The organism is Streptomyces sp. CNZ287 (assembly GCF_007827615.1).
Genome location: NZ_VISV01000028.1, coordinates 42,635 through 63,154, shown reverse-complemented (window position 1 = coordinate 63,154; position 20,520 = coordinate 42,635). Strand labels below are relative to the sequence as shown.

Genomic DNA, 20,520 nt, shown 5'->3' with positions numbered 1-20,520 from the left:
AACGTGCACGAGCACCGCACCCAGATCTTCGAGGTCTCCACGCTCTACGGGGCGGCGACGCTCGCCGCCGCCCTGGACGCCGGGCAGTTCGGGCCGCGCGCCGGCGCCCGCCGCATCCTGCTCGCCGCCAACAACGCGGCCGTACCCGAGACCGCCGTCCAACTGTCCGAAATGCACGGATGGACGCCGGTTTCCGCCCGCTTCGACGAGGTGCTGGACTACAACCACGAGATCCGCCCGCACCACCCCGCCGCCTGGCACCCCAAGGGCGGCGACGTGCCGCTGCTCCAGCGGCTGCTGCGGCGCGCCTGGAACCTGGGCGACGGGCCGCTGGACCTGGTGGTCGAGTCGGTGACCGCGCCGCCCGCCAAGGCGCTCGTCGCGATCTTCGCCGACGCCGACGTGCACGTGTACGCGGACGGGCTGATGAGCTACGGCCCGACCCGCGAGAAGCTGCCGCAGCACGTGGCCTGCCGGGTCCAGCGGCTGCTCCACCTGGACCTGGTACCGGGGCTCGAACCGCTGCTGCTCACCGAGTACGGGGTGCCGGCGGAGGTGGTGCCGAACGCGGCGTTCCGCGCGGTGCTCGACGAGGTGACCGCCGCCACGCCCGCGGGAGACCACGGCCAGAGGGAGGGCGAGGGCGACGGTGCGCCCACCGCCGTGCTCCTCGGCCAGTACCTCGCCGCGCTCAACATCCTCAGCCAGGCTGAGGAGGAGGCCCTGCACGAGCGGATGCTGCGCGGCGCCGCCGCGGCAGGACACCGCGCCGTCCTCTTCAAGCCCCACCCCACCGCCCCCGCGCGCTACTCCACGGTGCTGCAGAAGGCCGCCGCGGACGCGGGCGTCACGCTGACGGTGCAGGAGGAGCCGATGCTCGCCGAGGCGCTGTACGGCACGCTGCGCCCGCGGCTCGTCGTCGGCTGCTTCTCCACGGCGATGCTCACCGCGGCCACCCTGTACGGCATCCCCGTCGCCCGGGTCGGCACGGACACGCTGCTGGAGCGGCTGACCCCGTACCAGAACAGCAACCGGATCCCCGTCACCATCGTGGACTCCGTCGTGCCGGAGCTGGGCGGCCCGGACCGCCCGGCGCGCGACGCCACTCAACTCGCCGGGCTGCTCACGGCGGTCGGGTACTGCATGCAGGCCGACAACCACGCGCGGCTGCGCCCGGGTGCGCAGGAGTGGCTGGCGGTGTACCTGGACGCGTCCACCCGGCCGTACTTCAAGCGCAAGCGGCTGACGGCGCTGCGGCTGCCGGGCGGCAACCTCGGCCGGGTCCCCAACGCCCGCAGGGCGCTGGGGAAGGTGCGCAGGGCGCTGACCAAGCCGTAGCCGCGCGAGTGGTGTGAGGGAGGGCCGTACGGGGCGGGACCGCTCGTACGGCCCCCGGCCCGCTACCCCAGCAGCCGCCGCAGGCCCAGCCGCTGCCACAGCAGCGCCGCGCCGAAGGACAGCACCACGCTCGCCGCCCATACCCCGGCCGTGAGCAGCACCGCCTCCGCGCCGCCCGGATCCGCCGACACCAGCGGCTCGGCCAGCGTCCTGATCACCATGAGGTGCACGAGGTACGCCCCGAACGCGGCCCCCGCGACGCGCTTCAGCGGGGAGCGCCACCGCTCCGGCACCCGCACCCGGGTGAGCGTCAGCAGCACCGCGCCGGTGAAGACCGCGACCAGCACATGGGCGTTGGGGATCACGTACTTCACCTGCGTCTGGTAGAGCAGCACGCCCAGCATCGCCGCCGTCGCCGCGCCCAGCCACAGCGCGCGGACGCCGCGCCCGCTCCGCGGGCGCAGCGAGAACAGCAGGGCGCCCCCGGCCGCGTACACGAGCGAGTAGACGCCGAAGCCCCAGCCGAACGACGGCGTGCCCGAGCCCGCCACCCGGCCCGCGTCGGCCAGCAGGCCGGGGCCGAGGGCGAAGCCGAGGAGCACCGCGCCGAGCCACCAGGGGCGCCGTCCCGCCCGCAGCAGGACGACGAAGCCGAGGAGGAGGACGACGGGGACGTACGCGTACAGGTACCAGAGATGGTAGGCGGGGCGTACGGTCCCGAACGCGGCGTCCACGGCCAGGTCCCGCAGGGGGTCCTCATTTGTCTCCTGCAGCTTGCCCCACAGCAGATAGAGCACCGTCCACACGGCCATGGGGACGACGATGCGCACCATGCGCTGCGCGAGCCGCCGCCCGTCGCGCGGGGGCGCGCCGACGAGGACGGCCCAGCCGGCGATCGCGAAGTACATGGGGACGGCGAACCGGCTGAGGGCGTCGGCGGTCATGCCCGCCCAGTACGCGGCGGCGCCGTTCGCCTCCTGGCGGCCCACGGCGTCGATGAACTCCGAGCCGGTGTGCCCCAGGATGACGCCGCAGGCGCAGAGCAGCCGGATGAGGTCCACGTCGTAGCGGTGTCCGGGCCGCCGTGCGGGTGCCGCGGCGGGATCCGGGGCGGCAGCGGGGGCCGTGGCGGCGGCGCGCTTCGGCGGGGAAGCGGAGGCGGCTGCCGGCTGCGTCGGCACGTCGGATACGGTCACTGCCGAACCTTCTTGTGCCCCGGTGTACGGAACATGAATGACGGCCGAACAGACAAGTCATGCCTTGGCAGTGGTGGCGCCGGCCACCCCTTGCATAAGATCGTGATCCGTATCACGAAGTGGCACGCCGCCGCAGGAAAGCCGCCCAGGAGGCCGCCATGCGCAGGACAGCGCTCGCCGTAACCGCCGCCGCGTTCATCGCGGCCGTGCCGCTGCTCAGCTCGTGCAGCGGCGAACCGCGCGCGGGAGCCGCGGCCGTGCTCGGCGACGACGAGCGCATCACGGTCTCGCAGTTGCAGAACCGGGTCGCCGACGTGCGCGCCGCGCAGAACGCCAGCCCTCAGGCCGACGAGATGATCGACCAGAGCGGCGACCTCAGCGTGGACACGCTGAACACGATGCTCCAGGGCCGGGTCATCGAGCAGGCCGCGGAGAGCCACGGGGTGACCGTCCCCCGCGGCGAGGTGCAGCGCACGCGCCGGGCGGAGGCGGACTCGGTCGGCGGCGAGAAGCAGCTCGAGGCCATGTACCTCCAGCAGTACAGCATCCCGCCGGAGGGCCTGGACACGCACTACAAGCAGCAGCTCATGGTGCAGGGGCTGGTGGAGAAGCTGGGCATCAACCCGCAGACGCAGGAGGGCCAGGCGCGGCTCGGCGGCGTGCTGGTCGAGGCGTCGAAGGACCTGGGCATCGACGTCAGCCCGCGGTTCGGCAAGTGGGACAACGAGCAGGTGCGGCTGGGGCAGGCCGACACCCCGTGGATCAAGCAGGTGAACGCCACCGCGGAGGACGGCGCCCTCCCCCAGCAGTGACCGGGCGGCGCGGGGCGTAGGCCCCGTCCGGGCCCGTCGTTCCCCGGCCGCCGGTGCCCGGGTTGTCGGCGGCGTCGGCTACGGTCGGGGACGTGACCGGCCGAATCGTCCTGCTGACCACCACCCACCGCATCGCCCCCGGGCTGCTGTCCTGGCCCGCGTGGGAGGCGCTGCGCGGCGCCGACCGCGTGCTGTGCGCCGACGCCGCGCATCCGCAGGTGCCGTATCTGCGGGAGGCGGGCGTCGAGGTGGAGACCGCCGTGCCCGACGCCCGCGAGCTGGTCGACGCCTGCGCCGGGGGCGCGACCGTCGTCGTGGTCGCCGCGGCGGACGGCGAGCCCGCGCTGACGGACGGGCTGGCCCGGCTGGCGGGCTCGGGGCGGGTGGAGATGCCGTCGCTGGAGCTGCTGCCCGGTTCGTACGACGTGCCGGGCGCCCGGCTGGTCGACGTGGTCGAGGTGATGGACCGGATCCGGCGCGAGTGCCCCTGGAGCAGCGGGCAGACCAGCGCGGGCCTGGCGGCGCACAGCCTGGAGGAGGTCTACGAGCTGGTCGAGGAGATCGAGTCCGGCGACTTGGGGGCCGTCCGCGAGGAGCTGGGGGACGTGCTGCTCCAGGTCGTCTTCCACGCCAGGATCGCGGAGGAGGACCCCGAGGAGCCCTTCTCCATCGACGACGTGGCGGGCACGCTCGTGGAGAAGCTGGTCCGCCGCCATCCGCACGTCTTCGGCGACGCGGTGGCCGAGACCCCGGCGGACGTGAAGGCGCACTGGCTGCGCGAGAAGGCCATAGAGAAGCGGCGTTCGTCGGTCACGGAGGGCGTGCCGCTGGCGCAGCCGGCGCTGTCGCTGGTGGCGAAGCTGGCGGGCCGCGCCCGCTCGGCGGGCCTGGCGGTGCAGGTGCCCGGCGGGGGACGGGCCGGGCTCGGGAACGGGGCTCCGGCGGCCGCGGGGAACGGCGTTCGCCAGGAAGAGGCCGACGCCGCCGTACGGGAGGGCCGCGGCGCGGTCGCGCCCGCGGTCGATCCCGTGGACGGGTTCGGCGCCGAACTGCTCGCGCTGGCGCTGCGGGCCGAGGCGCGGGGCGTGGAGCCGGAGACGGCGCTGCGGGCCGCGGCGCGCACGTACCGCGAGGCGATCCTCGCGGCGGAGAAGGCGGGCGCGGGGGAGCCGGCCGACGGGGGCGGCGGCACCGGTGCGTACGACGCGGCAGGGCCGACCACCGCCGAAGCTCCGCCGGGCACGAACGGCAGGGCTGCGGAGGACTCCACCGCCTCCGACGGGCCGTCCTCCGCCGGGTCCTCCGGCGCGCGCTGACGTGGCCGGTCCGCCCGCGGGCGACGGGCCCGAGCCCGCGCTCTTCAGCTGGGAGTTCGCCACCGACCCCTACCCCGCGTACGCCTGGCTGCGCACCCACGCGCCCGTCCACCGCACCACCGTGCCCAGCGGCGTCGACGCCTGGCTCGTCACCCGCTACGCCGACGCCCGCCAGGCCCTCGCCGACCCCCGGCTGTCCAAGAACCCCGCGCACCACCACAGCGACAAGACCGGCATCCCCGGCGAGCGCAGCGCCGGCCTCATGACCCACCTGCTCAACATCGACCCGCCCGACCACACCCGGCTGCGAAGGCTGGTCTCCCAGGCGTTCACGCCCCGCCGCGTCGCCGCCTTCGCGCCCCGCGTACAGGAGCTGACGGACCGCCTCATCGACGGCTTCGCGGACCGCGGCGAGGCCGACCTCATCCACGAGTTCGCCTTCCCGCTGCCGATCTACGCCATCTGCGACCTCCTCGGCGTCCCCGCCGAGGACCAGGACGACTTCCGCGACTGGGCCGCCGTGATGCTGCATTCCTCCGGGGGACGCCCCCCGGGGCCTCGTAACCACGGCAAGGGCCCGCGCGGCGGCGTCGCGCGCGCGGTGAAGAAGATGCGCGCCTACCTCGCCGAGCTGATCCACCGCAAGCGCGCGGCGCTCGGCGGCGGCGACGCCGCGGCAGACGACCTGATCTCCGGCCTCATCCGCGCCTCGGACGAGGGCGAGAAGCTGACGGAGAACGAGGCCGCCGCCATGGCGTTCATCCTGCTCTTCGCCGGCTTCGAGACCACCGTCAACCTGATCGGCAACGGGACGTACGCCCTCCTCACCCACCCCGCCGAGCGCGCCCGGCTGGCCGCGGATCCCGGGCTGCTGCCCTCCGCGGTGGAGGAACTGCTGCGCTACGACGGCCCGGTGGAGCTGGCGACGTGGCGGTTCGCGACCGAGCCGCTGGAGATCGGCGGGCAGCGCGTCGCCGTGGGCGACCCCGTGCTCGTCGTGCTGGCCGCCGCCGACCGCGACCCCGCGCGCTTCGCGGACCCCGACACCCTGGACCTGTCCCGGCGTGACAATCAGCACGTGGGCTACGGCCACGGCATCCACTACTGCCTCGGCGCCCCCCTCGCAAGACTGGAGGCGCAGACCGCCCTGGGTACCTTGCTGCGCCGCCTTCCCGACCTGCGGCTGGCGGGCGAGACATCCGAACTGCGGTGGCGCGGCGGGCTCATCATGCGGGGCCTGCGGACGCTTCCGGTGCACTTCGGGCGTTCGTTGTGATCTGCGCGTGACTATCAGGCGATCAACTTGTGATCGGCGGTGGTTCGGTATTAAGTTCGGCCACTGGCTCGAACACACAGGGAACGAAAGGCACTCGCATGCGCTCGGGTAACGGACGCCACCGACGTCCCCGCCAGGCCCCCGCGTTCGTCGTCGCGGCCGGTGCGACCGGGGCGGGTCTCGCCCTGCCGCTGCTGGGCGCGAGTGGCGCGAGCGCCGCCGACGCCGGCACGTGGGACCGGGTCGCCGAGTGCGAGAGCGGCGGGCTCTGGAGCGCCGACGAGGGCAACGGGTACTACGGCGGCCTGCAGTTGACGATGGACATGTGGCAGGAGTACGGCGGCGAGGAGTTCGCCTCGCAGCCCGACTACGCCAGCCGCGCGCAGCAGATCACGGTCGCCGAGCGCATTCTCGCCGGCATGGGCGCCGACAAGGCGTGGCCGGAGTGCGCCGAGGACGCCGGGCTGGACGGCGACGGCGGGGTGCCGGAGGTCGACCCCGGCGCCGAGCTGCCGCTGCTGCCGACGGCGCCGCCCACCCTCGCCCCGAGCCCGGACGACGACTCCCGTGGCCAGGACGAGGACGGGCGTACGGACCGCGAGGACGAGCGCGACCGCAAGGACGGCGACGACTCCCGGAAGGGCGGCGGCAAGCACCGCGGCGGCCAGGACCCGGACGAGCGCGACGGCGGCTCCGGCGAACGGAGCGGCCGGGACGACGACACCGCCTCCGGCGAGGGCTCCGGCCGGCACCGCGCCCCGGACGCCTCCGCGACCCCGGCCCCGTCCGGAGCCCCGTCCTCGCCGGGCTCCCCCGGGGCCCCGCGTGAGGCCGTCGAGACCCCCGGCGCCTCCCAGTCGCCCGACGAGACCGAGCCGCCGGAGCCGGGTCGCGAGTGGATCGCCGAGATCCCCGGTGACGCGGACGAGCGCGGCGGGGACCGCAAGAGCGACGCCTCGGGACGCGACGCCGCGGCGGGCGGCGGCAGTTATACCGTCCGACCGGGTGACACCCTCTCGGATATTGCCAGCGAGCATTCCCTGTCGGGCGGATGGTCCGAGTTGTACGACGGGAACAAGAACTCCCTCGGTGAGGACCCCGACACCATCAAGCCTGGTCAGGAACTCGAATTGAGCGGGAACTGAACAGTCGACGGGTGAAGGCCGCGCGGATTAGTCATATTTGACGTAATCGGCTGACCGGGCTACCTGACGGACCTAAAACCGGGCGTGGCATTTTCCGAGGTCTTTGAATCGCACACGCCTATGTGCTTACCGTCACATCGCTCGCCAACGCGAGCCCCGGTGATCGCCTCACGCCGAATCCTGTCGGCGTTCACCCGGGCCACCTGTGCATGAAGCACCGCTGACAGGAGCGGGGGACCCACGGTAAGCGCCGCTCCGGTCCAACGAGAAGGCGGACCGGACGGCTTGGGGTCAAGCCGCACGTATGACGTACGGCCGGGCACTCACAGCCCGCACCCGACAGCTCACCTCGCAGGCGTCGGTGAGAAAAGAGCACCATGCTTCTTCCTGCCGGAATGGGTAAGCACCGCCGCCCCACCGCACAGGCACGCCTTGGCACACACTCCCGCGTGGTCGTTCTCATGGGCGCCACCGGAACCGCGATCGGGCTGCCGGTGCTCGGCGCCCAGCACGCGTCCGCGGCGCCCATCGATACATGGGAACGGGTGGCCGCCTGCGAGTCCAGCGGAAATTGGTCGACGAATACGGGGAACGGCTATTTCGGCGGCGTCCAGTTCTCCCAGTCGAGCTGGGAGGCCGCCGGCGGCCGCAGCTTCGCCCCGCGCGCCGACCTGGCGTCGAAGCAGCAGCAGATCGCCGTCGCGGAGCGGCTGCTTTCCATGCAGGGACCGGGCGCGTGGCCCAACTGCGGCCCGCGCGCGGGTCTGGCGGCGGGCGGTCCGGCCGCCGGGCAGATCGTCCCACCGGCGCCACAGGAGGCCCCGCAGCCGCCGCCGCAGGAGCAGCCGCAGCCGCAGCCGCCGCAGGAGCCGCAGGAGGCCCAGACGTTGCCGGCCCCGGCGGCGCAGGAGCAGGCGCCGCAGGAGGCCCCGGAGGGCACCGAGGCCAGCGGCGCCGCCGAGCAGACGCAGCCGGAGTCCCGCACGGTCTTCCGCGGCTTCTACTACGAGGTCCGCGAGGGCGACACCCTCGACGACATCGCCCAGCGGCACGGCGCGGAGAGCTGGCAGCAGTTGTACGAGGACAACAAGCCGGTCGTCGGCGAGAACCCGGACCTGATCCGGCCGGGACAGAAGCTGAAGGTGAACTAGCTCCCCGCGCGGGCGGGCCGCACCGGACCACGAGCCGGCCGGCCCGCCCGCGCCCTGTGCACCGCCGCCGCCTGCCGCCCCCTGGTGCCCACCGGTGCCGCCTGCGGCCCGGCACGCCGCCGCGGTACGGCGCGGCCGTCCCGGCCCGTCCGGTGCGCGGGCCGGGACGACCACGCCGTACGCCACCCGCCGCCGCGGGCCCCGCCGCCGCGGGCCCGCCCCCGGCGGCTCCCGTCCCGCGCCGCGTCCGCTGGCCCGTCCCCGCTCCGCGGCCCGAACCGTCTCGTACCGCGGGATGCGGCCGGGTGCGCGCCGGGGCCGTCACCCGGGGCGGCTAGGCTCAGGGCGGAACCCGTAGCGAATCCCTCCGAAGGAGACACCGTGCCGTCCATCGACGTCGTCGTAGCCCGAGAGATTCTCGACTCCCGCGGCAACCCCACGGTCGAGGTCGAGGTCGGCCTCGACGACGGCAGCACCGGCCGTGCTGCCGTTCCGTCCGGTGCCTCCACCGGCGCCTTCGAGGCCCTGGAGCTGCGCGACGGGGACAAGGCCCGTTACGGCGGGAAGGGCGTCGAGAAGGCCGTGCTCGCCGTCATCGAGCAGATCGGCCCCGAGCTCGTCGGCTACGACGCCACCGAGCAGCGCCTCATCGACCAGGCGATGTTCGACCTCGACGCCACCCCCGACAAGTCCTCCCTCGGCGCCAACGCCATCCTCGGCGTCTCCCTCGCCGTCGCGCACGCCGCCTCCGAGGCATCCGACCTGCCGCTGTTCCGCTACCTCGGCGGTCCCAACGCGCACGTGCTGCCGGTGCCGATGATGAACATCCTCAACGGCGGCAGCCACGCCGACTCCAACGTGGACATCCAGGAGTTCATGATTGCGCCGATCGGCGCCGAGTCGTTCTCCGAGGCCGTCCGCTGCGGCGCGGAGATCTACCACCAGCTCAAGGCCGTCCTCAAGGAGCGCGGCCTGTCCACGGGACTCGGCGACGAGGGCGGCTTCGCGCCAAACCTCGACTCCAACCGGGACGCGCTGGACCTCATCATCGAGGCGATCCAGAAGGCCGGCTACACCGCGGGCCAGGACGTCGCCCTCGCGCTCGACGTCGCCGCCTCCGAGTTCTACAAGGACGGCGTGTACGTCTTCGAGGGCAAGGGCCGCTCCGCCGCCGAGATGACGGAGTACTACGAGCAGCTCGTCGCGGACTACCCGCTGGTGTCCATCGAGGACCCGCTGTTCGAGGACGACTGGGCCGGCTGGCACGTGCTGACCGAGCGCCTCGGCGACAAGGTGCAGATCGTCGGCGACGACCTCTTCGTCACCAACCCCGAGCGGCTCCAGCGCGGCATCGACGAGGGCTCGGCCAACGCGCTGCTGGTCAAGGTGAACCAGATCGGCTCGCTCACCGAGACCCTGGACGCCGTCGAGCTGGCCCAGCGCAACGGCTTCAAGTGCATGATGTCCCACCGCTCCGGCGAGACCGAGGACGTCACCATCGCCGACCTGGCCGTCGCCACGAACTGCGGCCAGATCAAGACCGGCGCCCCCGCCCGCTCCGAGCGGGTCGCCAAGTACAACCAGCTCCTGCGCATCGAGGAGATCCTCGACGACGCCGCCGAGTACGCGGGCCGCAGCGCCTTCCCGCGCTACAAGAACGGCTGAACGGGCCGACCCGTACGACATCGGCGTCGGACGCCCCCGGCCCCGGCCGCACCGCGTAAGGTGCGACCGGGGCCGACCACCGCTTGCCGCCCGGGGAGGACGCGACGCACATGGCCAGGGAGCGCTTCTCCACCACCACCCGGCTCAAGCTGCTCGGCGAGCAGGCCGTCAGCCGGGTCTCGGAGCGCGTCTACCGCGCGCGCCCGCCGCGGCGCAGCCGGCTGACGGGGCGGGCCGCGGTGCTCGCGCTCGTCGTCTGCTCGCTGGTGGTGGCGCTCGCGTACCCGCTGCGCCAGTACATCGCCCAGCGCGCCGAGGTCGCCGAGCTGGAGCGGGAGAAGGCGCAGGCCGAGCAGCGGGTCGAGGAGCTGCGGGACGAGAAGTCCCGCTGGAACGACCCGGAGTACGTGCGCCGGCAGGCCCGCGAGCACCTGCACTACGTGCTGCCGGGCGAGACCGGCTACCTGATGCGCGACGGCACCGGCTCCGCCCGCTCCGGCGAGGAGGGGGAGGCGGTGGACAGGCCGTGGTACGAGAACCTGTGGGACGGCCTGGACGCCGCGGACGGCCGGCGCTGAGGCGCGTACGGACGCGGACTCCGCCCGCCGCGGAACGCCGGACCCGACGCGGGCCACCTGCCGCCCGGACGCCGCCGCCGAACGCCGCCGCCGAACCCCGACGCCCGACGCCGACCGCCCGACGCCGGACGCCGACCGCCCGGCTGAACGAGGAGAGATGGACAAGCCCCCGCCGCCCACCGAGCACACCCCCGCCACCGCGGCCGACGCCGCCGCCGTGGCCGCGCAGTTGGGCCGCGCCCCGCGCGGCCTGCGCGCCGTGGCGCACCGCTGCCCGTGCGGAAACCCGGACGTCGTGGAGACGTCCCCGCGGCTGCCCGACGGCACGCCGTTCCCGACGCTGTACTACCTGACGTGCCCGCGCGCGAACTCCGCGATCGGCACGCTGGAGGCGGACGGCGTGATGAAGGAGATGACGGCCCGGCTGGCGGCGGACCCGGAGCTGGCGGCGGCGTACCGCGCGGCCCACGAGGACTACCTCGCCCGCCGCGACGCGATCGCCGAGCTGGCCGGATTCCCGAGCGCGGGCGGGATGCCGGACCGGGTGAAGTGCCTGCACGTGCTGGTCGCCCACGCGCTGGCGGCGGGGCCCGGGGTGAACCCGCTGGGGGACGAGGCGCTGGCGATGCTGCCGGAGTGGTGGGCCAAGGGCCCGTGCGTGACGTCAGAGGAATCCGGGGAGGATGAGGTATGACCCGAGTGGCTGCCGTGGACTGCGGTACGAATTCGATCCGCCTGCTGGTCGCGGACGTCGACACGCGGTCCGGCGAAGTGAAGGACCTGGACCGCCGGATGGAGATCGTCCGGCTGGGCCAGGGCGTGGACCGTACGGGCCGGCTGGCGCCGGAGGCGCTGGAGCGGACCTTCGCGGCCTGCCGCAGGTACGCGGAGATCATCGAGCGGCTGGGCGCGGTCCGTACCCGGTTCGTCGCCACCTCCGCCTCGCGCGACGCGGAGAACCGCGCGGACTTCGCCCGCGGCGTGGAGGAGATCCTCGGCGTCCGCCCGGAGGTCATCACCGGCGACGAGGAGGCCGCGCTGGCCTTCACCGGCGCGACGAAGGAGCTGTCGGGACGGGTGCCGGGGCCGTACCTGGTGGTCGACATCGGCGGCGGCTCGACGGAGTTCGTCGCCGGCACGGACGACGTGGCGGCGGCCCGCTCCGTCGACATCGGCTGCGTCCGCCTCACCGAACGCCACCACTTCGCCGACCCCCCGACGCCGGCGCAGATCGAGGCGGCGAAGGCCGACATCGCCGCGGCCCTCGACACGGCGGAAGCCGCGGTCCCGCTCCGCGACACCGCCACCCTGGTCGGCCTCGCCGGCTCGGTCACCACGGTCGCGGGCATCGCCATGGACCTCCTGGCCTACGACACGATGGCCCTGCACCACGCCCGCGTCCCGGTGGCGCGCATCCGCGACATCACGAACTCCCTGCTCAAGGCCACCCACGAGGAACGAGCCGCCATCCCGGTCATGCACCCGGGCCGCGTCGACGTGATCGCCGCGGGCGCCCTGGTCCTGCTGTCGGTCATGGAGCGCACGGGCGCCCCCGAGGTGATCGTCAGCGAACACGACATCCTGGACGGGATCGCGTACCGGTGCGCCTCAGCCTGATGGGGGCCGCTGACCTGCCATGACGCGGGTGATGCTGAGGGCGAGGGCGCCGAGCGCTTCCTTTTCGGGGCCGTAGATGCTCCGAATGTTCGCGAGCTGCTGCGCGCGCGGGGCTGTCGGATTGACGTTCTCCGGCCCCTCGCCGTCGAGCAGCGCCTCGAAGGTCGGGTACTCGTTGACCCGGGTGACCCGTACGTCGACAGTTTCCGCGGTGCCCTTGATCCGGAACCGGATCACGTCGCCCGCGGCGAGGTCGGCGAGGTGCGGATACTTGACCCTTACCTCGACGGACTTTCTGCCCGCCGCGACAAGATCGAAATACTGCCGGTAGAGATTGAGCTCGTGAACGCGAGCCGTGATTCCGGTCATGGGGCGGGAACGCTCCTGGTCGCTGGTGCGGTCAGCAGTCGGCCGACTTCGCCGACGGAGTACGAACGGAAGAAGTGCCGCGGGTCTGAGAGCACGATCTCGGTCATGCCGAGCAGGCGCTTGACGTAGTCGGCTAACGTGCCGGGCCATTCTCGGGTGTCGAGCATCCAGGGCTCCGCGCGGTCCGGCAAGGGCGCATGCCCTTCCCGGATGAGGGACTTGGACAGCTTCGCCCCCGTGTCCGTGATGACCTGCGGGCAGAACAACCGGGCGGGAAGCTGCTGCGGGGCGAGACCGACAGCCTGTAGGGCTCCGTCGACGAGCTGCGAGCCGAACACCCAATCGCCGCCTTTGACCATCACGTGGAGCGTGCCGCTGTACTTGTCGCCGAGGGACAACTCTTTCACCAGGTTCCGGTACAAAGTGGCCAGGTCGAGGTACCCGCCGCCGTCTGGAGCGATGGTGACCTCGTACGCGCCATGGCGCAGGCACTCTGCCGTCACGACCGCGTGATCGCGGCTGCTGTCGCGTACGCGCGTTCGCTGGGCATACTTCTCGGCCCAGCCGCACCCCGATGCGGGGCACGGCACGCGGAGGTGAGCGACGCCGGCCGAGGGGGCGAGCCACCAGCGGGCAGCGTCCATACGGGGCAGGACGCGCAGCCACGTATGCCGGTAGTGCTCGGTGGCCTGCTGCTGGCTGTAGGTCTCGACGGCGTAGGGCACCGCCAGGCGCTCGGAGAGCGCGGCGAAGAGCGGTCGGTACAAGGCGTCGATCTGCTCGGTGATGGCCTGCTCGCCGAGAGCGTGCGCGTAGGTGCGCATGTACCGGTGACCGGTCGAGGGGTCCGTGACGGTGGTGTGTGGGGCGTTGTCCAGCGCGGCGAACCGCACCTCGACTGGCACGCCGAACTTCTTGCGCACTCTCGCTGCCGTAGCGAAGGTGAGGGACTGGACGAGTGACGTACCGATGTGGGGCGCCCCGTTGATCTGCGTCCCGACGACGAACACGATCCGCTCGGGTGCCGCGTCGAGGACGCGAGGTGTGAGCACGTCCTGAGCATGTGAAAGCGCGTTGGCCAGGACAGTGTTCGGCGATACCGGGTAGGTGCTCACACTTCCTCCTCGGTTGGGTGAAAGGAACGATGCCCGCGCCGCTAACACGTTGCCTCTGCCGGTTGCTTGATTGTGAACTCGGCCCATACGACCTTGCCGGGGCCGGTGCGGTCGGACACTCCCCAGTCATCCGCGAATGCGGAAACGAGCAGCAGCGCGCGGCCGCGGTCGTCGGTGTCTGCGGGCGTGCACAGGCGCGGGATGTTGGTGCTGGCGTCGTGTACCTCGATGCGTACTACGTTGTCGCTGCACATGATCTGCACGAGGAAGCGGCGGCCGATGGGGGTGTGCTGTAAGGCGTTCGTGGCCAGTTCGGAGACGCACACGCGGATGTCGTCGGCCTGCTCGGGAGCGCATCCGCTGATACAGCCCGCCACGAATGTTCGAGCGCGGCCGACGGCTGCGGCGCTGCGAGGGAACGAACGCGATTTCACCTGGAGTCACATCCTCGGGCGTGGGCGTACCGGCAGTACCCTGGCAGCTCGTTGTCCTGGGACTGCAAGCCGGTTGTGCACGATGTGGCGCGCAGTCCTAGGACAGTCGACAGTCCTAGGACTGTGGTTCACTAGCGCTGTCGAGAGGAGGTGCTGCATGGCGCCCAAATGGCGAGTGCTTGCGGACCGACTGGCCGAACAGATCAGGAGCGGCGAGTACCTGCCCGGTGCCCAGTTGCCGCAGATCAGGGACCTCGTGGAAGCGGGGGAAGGCTCGAAGTCAACGGTCCACGCGGCGTACAAGGCGTTGGAAGCCGAAGGGCTGGTCACGTCGTCACGTGGACACGGCACGGTCGTCCGCGAGCGGATCCCGCTCAAGCGGCTCGGCATCGGGCGGTACGACAAGGCCAAGTGGCGCGACGGCGATGAAGTGGCGTTCATCGCGGACCGCGTGGCGTCTGGACGCCCGTACAGGCGGAACGAACAGACTCAGACCATCAGCCGCGTGGCGGCGTCTGCCACTGTCGCTCAGGCGTACGGCCTGCCGGAAGGCGCGGAGGTCTACGCACGCGCGCGCGTGGTCAAGGAAGGCTCACAGCCGACGCATACCCTGACCAGCTACTACCGTCCCGAGCACGTGGAAGGGACGCGCCTCGTCGACCCGGCGCCGGGGCCCGCCGGCCGGGGCGGCGGCTTCCGTGTCCTGTATGACGCCGGATACGAGATCGACCACATGCAGGAAACGCTGTTCGCGCGCATCCCCACGGCGGACGAGGTGCAACTCCTTCAGCTTTCACCGGGCGAATGGGTGGTAGAGCTGCACCGGACGACCTGCACGGCTGACGGCACCGTGGTGGAGTTCGCGATCGGCGTTCACGCGGCGACGCGCTTCGCCTGGACTTATGACTTCAAGGTCCCCGACTCGGCGGAAGCGGAGGGCGAGGGCAAGTGATCTCAGCACAAGTATGGGCCGACGCTCAACGGCTCTGGGACTTCCAGCAGATGGGCCACGAGCCGTGCCCGTGCTCTGTTGCGATCGGACTGGGCAGCCATGACCTGGGAGTCGCGGACACGACCGCCGATCTCTACCGCCGGGGCATGATGCCGCTGATCGTCTTCACCGGGGCGAGCAGCCGCACCACACGCGACCGCATGCCGCGTGGGGAGGCTGAGCACTATCGCGAGCGGGCGAGGGAACTGGGAGTTCCGGCTGGTGCGATCCTCGTCGAGCCGCGGGCTCGGAACACGGGGGAGAACATCCGCTTCTCCCGCACGCTGCTCGGGGAACAGAGTGTGCCCGTGTCGTCCGTCCTGCTGATCAGCAAGCCGTACGAGGAACGACGGGCCTACGCGACCGCCCGCAAGCTGTGGCCCGAAGTCGAGTGGATCAGCGCCTCCACGCCCATGACGCTGACCGGATACGTCGGCTCGATCGGGGACGCGCGCCTGGTGCTCGACATGCTGGTCGGGGCACAGCAGCGGCTCATGCTCTACCCCCAGCGGGGATTCATGATCGAACAGCACATCCCCGGCGACGTGGCCGCAGCGTACGAGCGCCTGCACGATGCCGGTTTCACGAGCCGCCTCGTGCCGGACAACCCGGAACGGAAGTGACGGAGCCGAGCCCGGAAAGAAGTTCGTGAAGTTATTCACATGCTTCCGGGGCGGATTTGGCCTTCTGGCTCGGATCCTGGACTCCCCGGGCTCGCGCGGCCTGTGACAGGCGCTTTGCGTCAGAGTGACATCTGTGGGTCGTGGGTCCGAAATCCCAGCTCAAGGGCCTGTCGCCGAAAACCGCCTCGCGGTCCGCGGTGAGCGCGCAAGGCGCGGCGGCGCAGTGTAGCACTACCGGGGGTAGAGCTTGTGAACCCCCTCACGAGCACCCCTCCGGTACCGGGGGGATACTCGAATCATGAGCACTACGGAGCGTCCCAGGATCCTCGTAGTAGGCGGCGGTTACGTCGGCCTTTACGCGGCGCGCCGCATCCTGAAGAAGATGCGGTACGGGGAGGCGTCGGTCACCGTCGTCGACCCGCGCTCGTACATGACGTACCAGCCCTTCCTCCCCGAGGCGGCCGCCGGCAGCATCTCCCCCCGGCACGTCGTGGTGCCGCTGCGCCAGGTCCTCCCCGGCGCCGAGGTGCTCACCGGCCGGGTCACCTCCATCGACCAGGACCGCAAGGTCGCGGTTGTCGCACCCATCGTCGGCACTCCTTACGAGGTGCCGTTCGACTACCTGATCGTCGCGCTCGGCGCCGTCTCCCGTACCTTCCCGATCCCCGGCCTCGCCGAGAACGGCATCGGCATGAAGGGCGTCGAGGAGGCCATCGGGCTCCGCAACCACGTGCTGGAGCAGCTCGACAAGGCGGAGTCCACCAACGACGCCGACACCCGCCGCAAGGCCCTCACCTTCGTCTTCGTCGGCGGCGGCTTCGCCGGCGCCGAGACCATCGGCGAGATCGAGGACCTGGCGCGTGACGCCGCCACGTACTACCCCTCGATCAAGCGCGAGGACATGCGCTTCGTCCTCGTCGACGCCGCCGACAAGATCCTCCCGGAGGTCGGTCCCGCGCTCGGCAAGTGGGGTCTGAAGCACCTCCAGGAGCGCGGCATCGAGGTCTACCTCGACACCTCCCTGGAGTCGTGCGTCGACGGCCGCGTCGTGCTCAAGAACGGCCTGGAAGTCGACTCCAACACCCTCGTGTGGACCGCGGGCGTCAAGCCGCACCCGGTGCTGAAGGAGTACGGCCTGCCGCTCGGCCCCAAGGGGCACGTCGACACCGCCGCCACCCTCCAGGTCCAGGGCACCGACTACATCTGGGCCGCCGGCGACAACGCCCAGATCCCCGACCTCGCCGCCCGCGCGGCCGGCGCCGAGAACGCCTGGTGCCCGCCGAGCGCCCAGCACGCCCTGCGGCAGGCGAAGCTCCTCGGCGACAACGTCGTGGCGGAGCTGCGCGGCTTCCCGCAGCGCCAGTACCGGCACAAGAACAAGGGCGCCGTCGCCGGGCTCGGCCTGCACAAGGGCGTCGCGATGATCAACGTGCTCGGCAGGTCCCTGAAGTTCAAGGGCCGCCTCGCCTGGTACATGCACCGCGGCTACCACGGCCTCGCCGTGCCCACCTGGAACCGCAAGATACGGGTCTTCATGGACTGGACGCTCGGCGTCTTCCTCAAGCGCGAGGTCGTCTCGCTGGGTGCCATGGAGTCGCCGCGGGACGAGTTCTACGAGGCCGCTGCGCCGGTCACCGCCGCCGCCCGGGCCCAGCACGACCAGTCCGTACGCGAAGCAGAGGCGACGCGGGAGAAGGAGCAGGCCCGCGGCGCCGTGGGCCTGCCGCCCGCCGAGGACGGCCGCGACGAGCGCGGCCGCGAGGAGCGCGGCCGCGAGGAGCACAGCCGCGAGGCGGCACGCGCCTCCTGACCTCCCCGGTGAACGCCGGTCAGGCGCCCGCCCGGTCCGCCGGGCAGGGTGCCTGACTGCTCTTTTCGGTGGTGGTACCCGCGCCCCGGCGGGCAACGGGACTTCCCGGGGTGGGTCTTGGTGTTTACGTGTAGTCCAGCAACGGCGGACACCACGTCGACCACCTGCCCATCTCACGGAGGTGCGCCATGCCCCACGGAGCCGCGCCCCGGCTCGCCGCCCTCGCGGAGGAGCTGCTCGGAGGCCCGCTGCCGATCCGTATCCGCGCCTGGGACCGCTCGGAAGCCGGTCCCGAGGGCGCCCCCGTTCTCGTCGTACGCCACCGCAGAGCGCTGCGCCGTATCCTGTGGCGCCCCGGCGAACTCGGCCTCGCGCGCGCCTGGGTCGCCGGCGAGATCGACGTCGAAGGCGACCTGTACGCCGCCCTCGACCGCCTCGCGGGACTCCTCTGGGACCGCGGCCCCGACGCTCCCCGCCCCCGCCCGGCCCGGCTCGCCGCCGCCGCCCGCGGTGCCCTCGCCCTCGCCCGGCCGCTGCCACCGCCCCCGCCGCCGCCCGAGGAGGTGCGCCGGCACAAGGTCCGCGGCGCGCTGCACACCCTCCGCCGCGACAAGGCCGCCGTCAGCCACCACTACGACGTCGGCAACGACTTCTACTCCCTCGTCCTCGGCCCGTCCATGGTCTACTCCTGCGCCTACTGGCACGAGGACGGCACCCTGGAGGACGCCCAGGCCGCCAAGCTCGACCTCGTCTGCCGCAAGCTCGGCCTCCGGGAAGGCGACCGGCTGCTCGACGTCGGCTGCGGCTGGGGCTCGATGGTGCTGCACGCGGCGCGCGAGTACGGCGTACGCGCCGTCGGCATCACGCTCTCCCGCCAGCAGGCCGCGTACGCGCGCAAGCGGGTGGCCGACGCCGGGCTCGGCGACCGCGTCGAGATCCGGGTACAGGACTACCGCGAGACGGCGGACGGCCCGTACGACGCGATCTCCTCCATCGGCATGGCCGAGCACGTCGGCTCCCAGCGCTACGGCGAGTACGCCCGCGTCCTCCACCGCCTGCTCCGCCCCGGCGGCCGGCTGCTCAACCACCAGATCGCCCGCCGCCCACTGGCGGACGAAGAGGACTACGCCATCGACGAGTTCATCGACGCGTACGTCTTCCCCGACGGGGAGCTGTCGCCGCTCAGCACGACGGTGGACCAGTTGGAGCGCGCGGGCTTCGAGGTGCGCGACACCCAGGCGCTGCGCGAGCACTACGCGCTGACGCTGCGCCGCTGGGTGGCGAACCTGGAGGCCCGCTGGGCTCAGGCCGTGACCCTGACCTCGCCGGGGCGGGCGCGGGTGTGGCGGCTGTACATGGCGGCGTCGGCGCTGTCCTTCGAGCGCAACCGGATCGGCGTGAACCAGGTCCTGGCGGTACGGACCCCGGCGTCGGGCGACTCGGGTCTGCCGCTGCGGCAGCCGCGGTGGCGGTGAGGCTCGTCGTGGGGTTCGGGGGCCTGGGGCTGTGGGGCTGCGGACCGGTTGATTCCGCAAACGGTACGAGGGCGTCACGCCGGCGCAGCACGCGGTTAACACGGGTCCTGCATTGTTGAGGACGTCGGCAAGGAACTCTCCGGAGCGGCTCCCGGACCTCCTGGTCGCCGGACGCAGGGCACGGCCTGACCGGCCCGCAGCGTCCCCACGCGGGGACCGCCGTCGTCCCGCCCCTTGGTGCACGCACCGGGGGTGCGGCGGTCCCCGCGTCACACGTTTGTTCGCAGGTGTACCAGCGGGTCGTCGAAGCTGACGTGCGCGGCGACGTCGTGCAGCATCGCGCGGTAGTGGGCACGGCGCGGCGGCGCAGGAGTGGTGAGGGTGAGCACGGCGATCCGGCTGCCGTCGGGGTGGGGCAGATAGGCGTGAATCTGCAGCAGCCGCTCGACGGCGATCCCGAGACCGGGCGCGACGCTCCTCGCCACCTCACCGAGGGCGGCGGGGCCGCAGGGGAGGTCGAGGACTTCGATACGGTCGTGACCTGCGGCGACGGCCCGGGCGGCGGTGAGGTGCCGGGGGGCGCGACTGATCTCCTGCCACCGGAAGGTGAAGAACGAGGTGAGGAGGCGGCCGTCGCCGTCGTCGTCGCGATGCAATCCGAGCGAACAGTGCACGACGCCTTCCTCCCGGAGGGCGAGCATCATCCGCTGAGCCCCGGCTAACTGCCCGATCACTCGCTGCCGCCCGACTCCGTCGGGGACCCCGGCGAGCAGATCACCGACCACCTCGCGCATCCGCGAGGCGTCGGCGCTGTCGGAGGAAGCGGTGAGAGCGTCGAGCGGGAGAGTGGTGAACCCGGCGGGCAGCGCGAACCAGGCTTCGCGGTCGGGGGCGGTGGCGGAGTCGTTGAGGATGTATGCGGGCTGGTCCTCAGTCATGAAGCAATGCCTTGCCCACTGCCTGCCGGGCACGGGAGTAGTCCTCGGGGGAGGCATGCCACGGATTGTCGTCGATGGCGGCTCCCTTCTTGTCGGGGCTGATCTGGGCGAGAAAATGCAGGCGCTTCGGCGCAGGACTGGTTCCATCTTCCCCGGATCCGGTTACCGCAATGACGCCGAAGAAGCGCGGATCACCGGCAAACCAGACGGGTGCCAACTGGGCCTTCCGTTCAGGCTTGGCGCGCTCTGACATGCGCCTCTCCCACCACACCGTGTGGTAATGCAGATGAAAGTGCATCGGTATGTACTCTTCGGGCTTAGCCGGGTTCGGGAACGCCAGCCAAGGCTTCGTGTTCGAGGATTCCGGATGTGGAGAACGGCTGAACGGGGTGTCGCCGAGATGCCACGGATATGCCCGTAGGATCCGTCGGGTACGGAAGTTCAGAAAGATGAGCAATGGTTGCACGCAAGCGCGATAAGCGCCGTAGATCGTGGCAATCGCAAATACGGCAACTAGCGCAGAAGGAAGGGAATCGATAAGCGCGAAAAGAAGCCCTCCGGGAACAAGGATCCACGCGGGGAAGGCAAGGACGCTGATCGTCGTCTGTCTGGCCCAGGCGCGTCGAGTTGGCGGGTGCCCCCAGGCGGTGGGGTAAGTGGACGGGTGCACG

At 71.9% G+C, this 20,520-nt stretch carries 20 protein-coding genes and 1 riboswitch; of the genes, 14 read left to right on the top strand and 6 right to left on the bottom strand.

What is annotated here, in order from left to right; all coding sequences use genetic code 11:
- The first annotated feature begins 3 nt into the window (after nucleotides 1-3).
- Nucleotides 4-1,338: a polysialyltransferase family glycosyltransferase gene (locus FB457_RS33125; protein ID WP_047016133.1), complete on the top strand. Its 1,335-nt coding sequence runs from the start codon at nucleotides 4-6 to the stop codon at nucleotides 1,336-1,338.
- Nucleotides 1,339-1,400: 62 nt separating this feature from the next.
- On the opposite strand, the gene FB457_RS33120 is transcribed toward FB457_RS33125, so the two are convergent.
- Nucleotides 1,401-2,519: an acyltransferase family protein gene (locus FB457_RS33120; protein WP_145784276.1), complete on the bottom strand. Its 1,119-nt coding sequence runs from the start codon at nucleotides 2,517-2,519 to the stop codon at nucleotides 1,401-1,403.
- 173 nt (nucleotides 2,520-2,692) lie between these two features.
- On the opposite strand from FB457_RS33120, the gene FB457_RS33115 reads away from it, so the two are divergent.
- From FB457_RS33115 to FB457_RS33075, 9 genes are all read left to right on the top strand, one after another.
- Nucleotides 2,693-3,346 carry a SurA N-terminal domain-containing protein gene (locus FB457_RS33115; protein ID WP_047016132.1) on the top strand — a complete coding sequence of 218 codons (654 nt, stop codon included), beginning with the start codon at nucleotides 2,693-2,695 and terminating at the stop codon, nucleotides 3,344-3,346.
- 92 nt (nucleotides 3,347-3,438) lie between these two features.
- A complete protein-coding gene (locus FB457_RS33110) occupies nucleotides 3,439-4,662 on the top strand; it encodes a nucleoside triphosphate pyrophosphohydrolase (protein ID WP_347615223.1) in 1,224 nt (407 codons plus the stop codon).
- Nucleotide 4,663: 1 nt separating this feature from the next.
- A complete protein-coding gene (locus tag FB457_RS33105) occupies nucleotides 4,664-5,938 on the top strand; it encodes a cytochrome P450 (RefSeq protein ID WP_145784266.1) in 1,275 nt (424 codons plus the stop codon).
- Between the two features lie 98 nt (nucleotides 5,939-6,036).
- A complete protein-coding gene (locus FB457_RS33100; RefSeq protein ID WP_047016130.1) occupies nucleotides 6,037-7,083 on the top strand; it encodes a LysM peptidoglycan-binding domain-containing protein in 1,047 nt (348 codons plus the stop codon).
- 208 nt (nucleotides 7,084-7,291) lie between these two features.
- Nucleotides 7,292-7,456: riboswitch (cyclic di-AMP (ydaO/yuaA leader) on the top strand.
- A gap of 76 nt (nucleotides 7,457-7,532) precedes the next feature.
- Complete coding sequence (locus FB457_RS33095) at nucleotides 7,533-8,234, top strand: LysM peptidoglycan-binding domain-containing protein (protein WP_047016129.1); 702 nt, start codon at nucleotides 7,533-7,535, stop codon at nucleotides 8,232-8,234.
- Between the two features lie 381 nt (nucleotides 8,235-8,615).
- Nucleotides 8,616-9,899, top strand: coding sequence for a phosphopyruvate hydratase (gene eno, locus FB457_RS33090; RefSeq protein ID WP_047016128.1), 1,284 nt, complete (start codon nucleotides 8,616-8,618; stop codon nucleotides 9,897-9,899).
- Nucleotides 9,900-10,009: 110 nt separating this feature from the next.
- Entirely contained in the window at nucleotides 10,010-10,477 is a 468-nt protein-coding gene (locus FB457_RS33085) for an FtsB family cell division protein (RefSeq protein WP_047016127.1), read from the top strand.
- Between the two features lie 157 nt (nucleotides 10,478-10,634).
- A complete protein-coding gene (locus FB457_RS33080) occupies nucleotides 10,635-11,171 on the top strand; it encodes a DUF501 domain-containing protein (RefSeq protein ID WP_047016126.1) in 537 nt (178 codons plus the stop codon).
- Nucleotides 11,168-12,094, top strand: a complete 927-nt coding sequence (locus tag FB457_RS33075) for a Ppx/GppA phosphatase family protein (protein ID WP_145784265.1) — start codon at nucleotides 11,168-11,170, stop codon at nucleotides 12,092-12,094. The genes FB457_RS33080 and FB457_RS33075 overlap by 4 nt, the downstream gene beginning before the upstream one ends.
- On the opposite strand, the gene FB457_RS33070 is transcribed toward FB457_RS33075, so the two are convergent.
- The 3 genes from FB457_RS33070 to FB457_RS33060 are packed head-to-tail and all read right to left on the bottom strand — an operon-like array spanning nucleotide 12,086 to nucleotide 14,012.
- Nucleotides 12,086-12,463, bottom strand: coding sequence for an ASCH domain-containing protein (locus FB457_RS33070; RefSeq protein WP_145784263.1), 378 nt, complete (start codon nucleotides 12,461-12,463; stop codon nucleotides 12,086-12,088). The genes FB457_RS33075 and FB457_RS33070 overlap by 9 nt on opposite strands.
- Entirely contained in the window at nucleotides 12,460-13,578 is a 1,119-nt protein-coding gene (locus tag FB457_RS33065; RefSeq protein ID WP_145784262.1) for a hypothetical protein, read from the bottom strand. The genes FB457_RS33070 and FB457_RS33065 overlap by 4 nt, the downstream gene beginning before the upstream one ends.
- A 41-nt stretch (nucleotides 13,579-13,619) precedes the next feature.
- Nucleotides 13,620-14,012: an ATP-binding protein gene (locus FB457_RS33060; RefSeq protein ID WP_145784261.1), complete on the bottom strand. Its 393-nt coding sequence runs from the start codon at nucleotides 14,010-14,012 to the stop codon at nucleotides 13,620-13,622.
- A 157-nt stretch (nucleotides 14,013-14,169) separates the two neighbouring features.
- Between FB457_RS33060 and FB457_RS33055 the strand changes: the two genes are divergently transcribed.
- The 4 genes from FB457_RS33055 to FB457_RS33040 all read left to right on the top strand — a co-directional run bounded on the left by FB457_RS33055 (nucleotide 14,170) and on the right by FB457_RS33040 (nucleotide 18,911).
- A complete protein-coding gene (locus FB457_RS33055) occupies nucleotides 14,170-14,964 on the top strand; it encodes a GntR family transcriptional regulator (RefSeq protein ID WP_047016122.1) in 795 nt (264 codons plus the stop codon).
- Nucleotides 14,961-15,626: a YdcF family protein gene (locus FB457_RS33050; RefSeq protein WP_047016121.1), complete on the top strand. Its 666-nt coding sequence runs from the start codon at nucleotides 14,961-14,963 to the stop codon at nucleotides 15,624-15,626. The genes FB457_RS33055 and FB457_RS33050 overlap by 4 nt, the downstream gene beginning before the upstream one ends.
- A 298-nt stretch (nucleotides 15,627-15,924) precedes the next feature.
- Nucleotides 15,925-17,436 carry an NAD(P)/FAD-dependent oxidoreductase gene (locus tag FB457_RS33045; protein WP_145784260.1) on the top strand — a complete coding sequence of 504 codons (1,512 nt, stop codon included), beginning with the start codon at nucleotides 15,925-15,927 and terminating at the stop codon, nucleotides 17,434-17,436.
- A 188-nt stretch (nucleotides 17,437-17,624) separates the two neighbouring features.
- A complete protein-coding gene (locus tag FB457_RS33040; protein WP_047016119.1) occupies nucleotides 17,625-18,911 on the top strand; it encodes an SAM-dependent methyltransferase in 1,287 nt (428 codons plus the stop codon).
- 269 nt (nucleotides 18,912-19,180) lie between these two features.
- Here FB457_RS33040 and FB457_RS33035 read toward each other — a convergent pair whose 3' ends face one another.
- Nucleotides 19,181-19,849 (bottom strand): hypothetical protein, encoded by a 669-nt coding sequence (locus FB457_RS33035; RefSeq protein ID WP_145784258.1) that lies wholly within the window; start codon nucleotides 19,847-19,849, stop codon nucleotides 19,181-19,183.
- Nucleotides 19,842-20,519: a hypothetical protein gene (locus FB457_RS33030; protein WP_145784257.1), complete on the bottom strand. Its 678-nt coding sequence runs from the start codon at nucleotides 20,517-20,519 to the stop codon at nucleotides 19,842-19,844. The genes FB457_RS33035 and FB457_RS33030 overlap by 8 nt, the downstream gene beginning before the upstream one ends.
- Nucleotide 20,520: the final 1 nt, after the last annotated feature.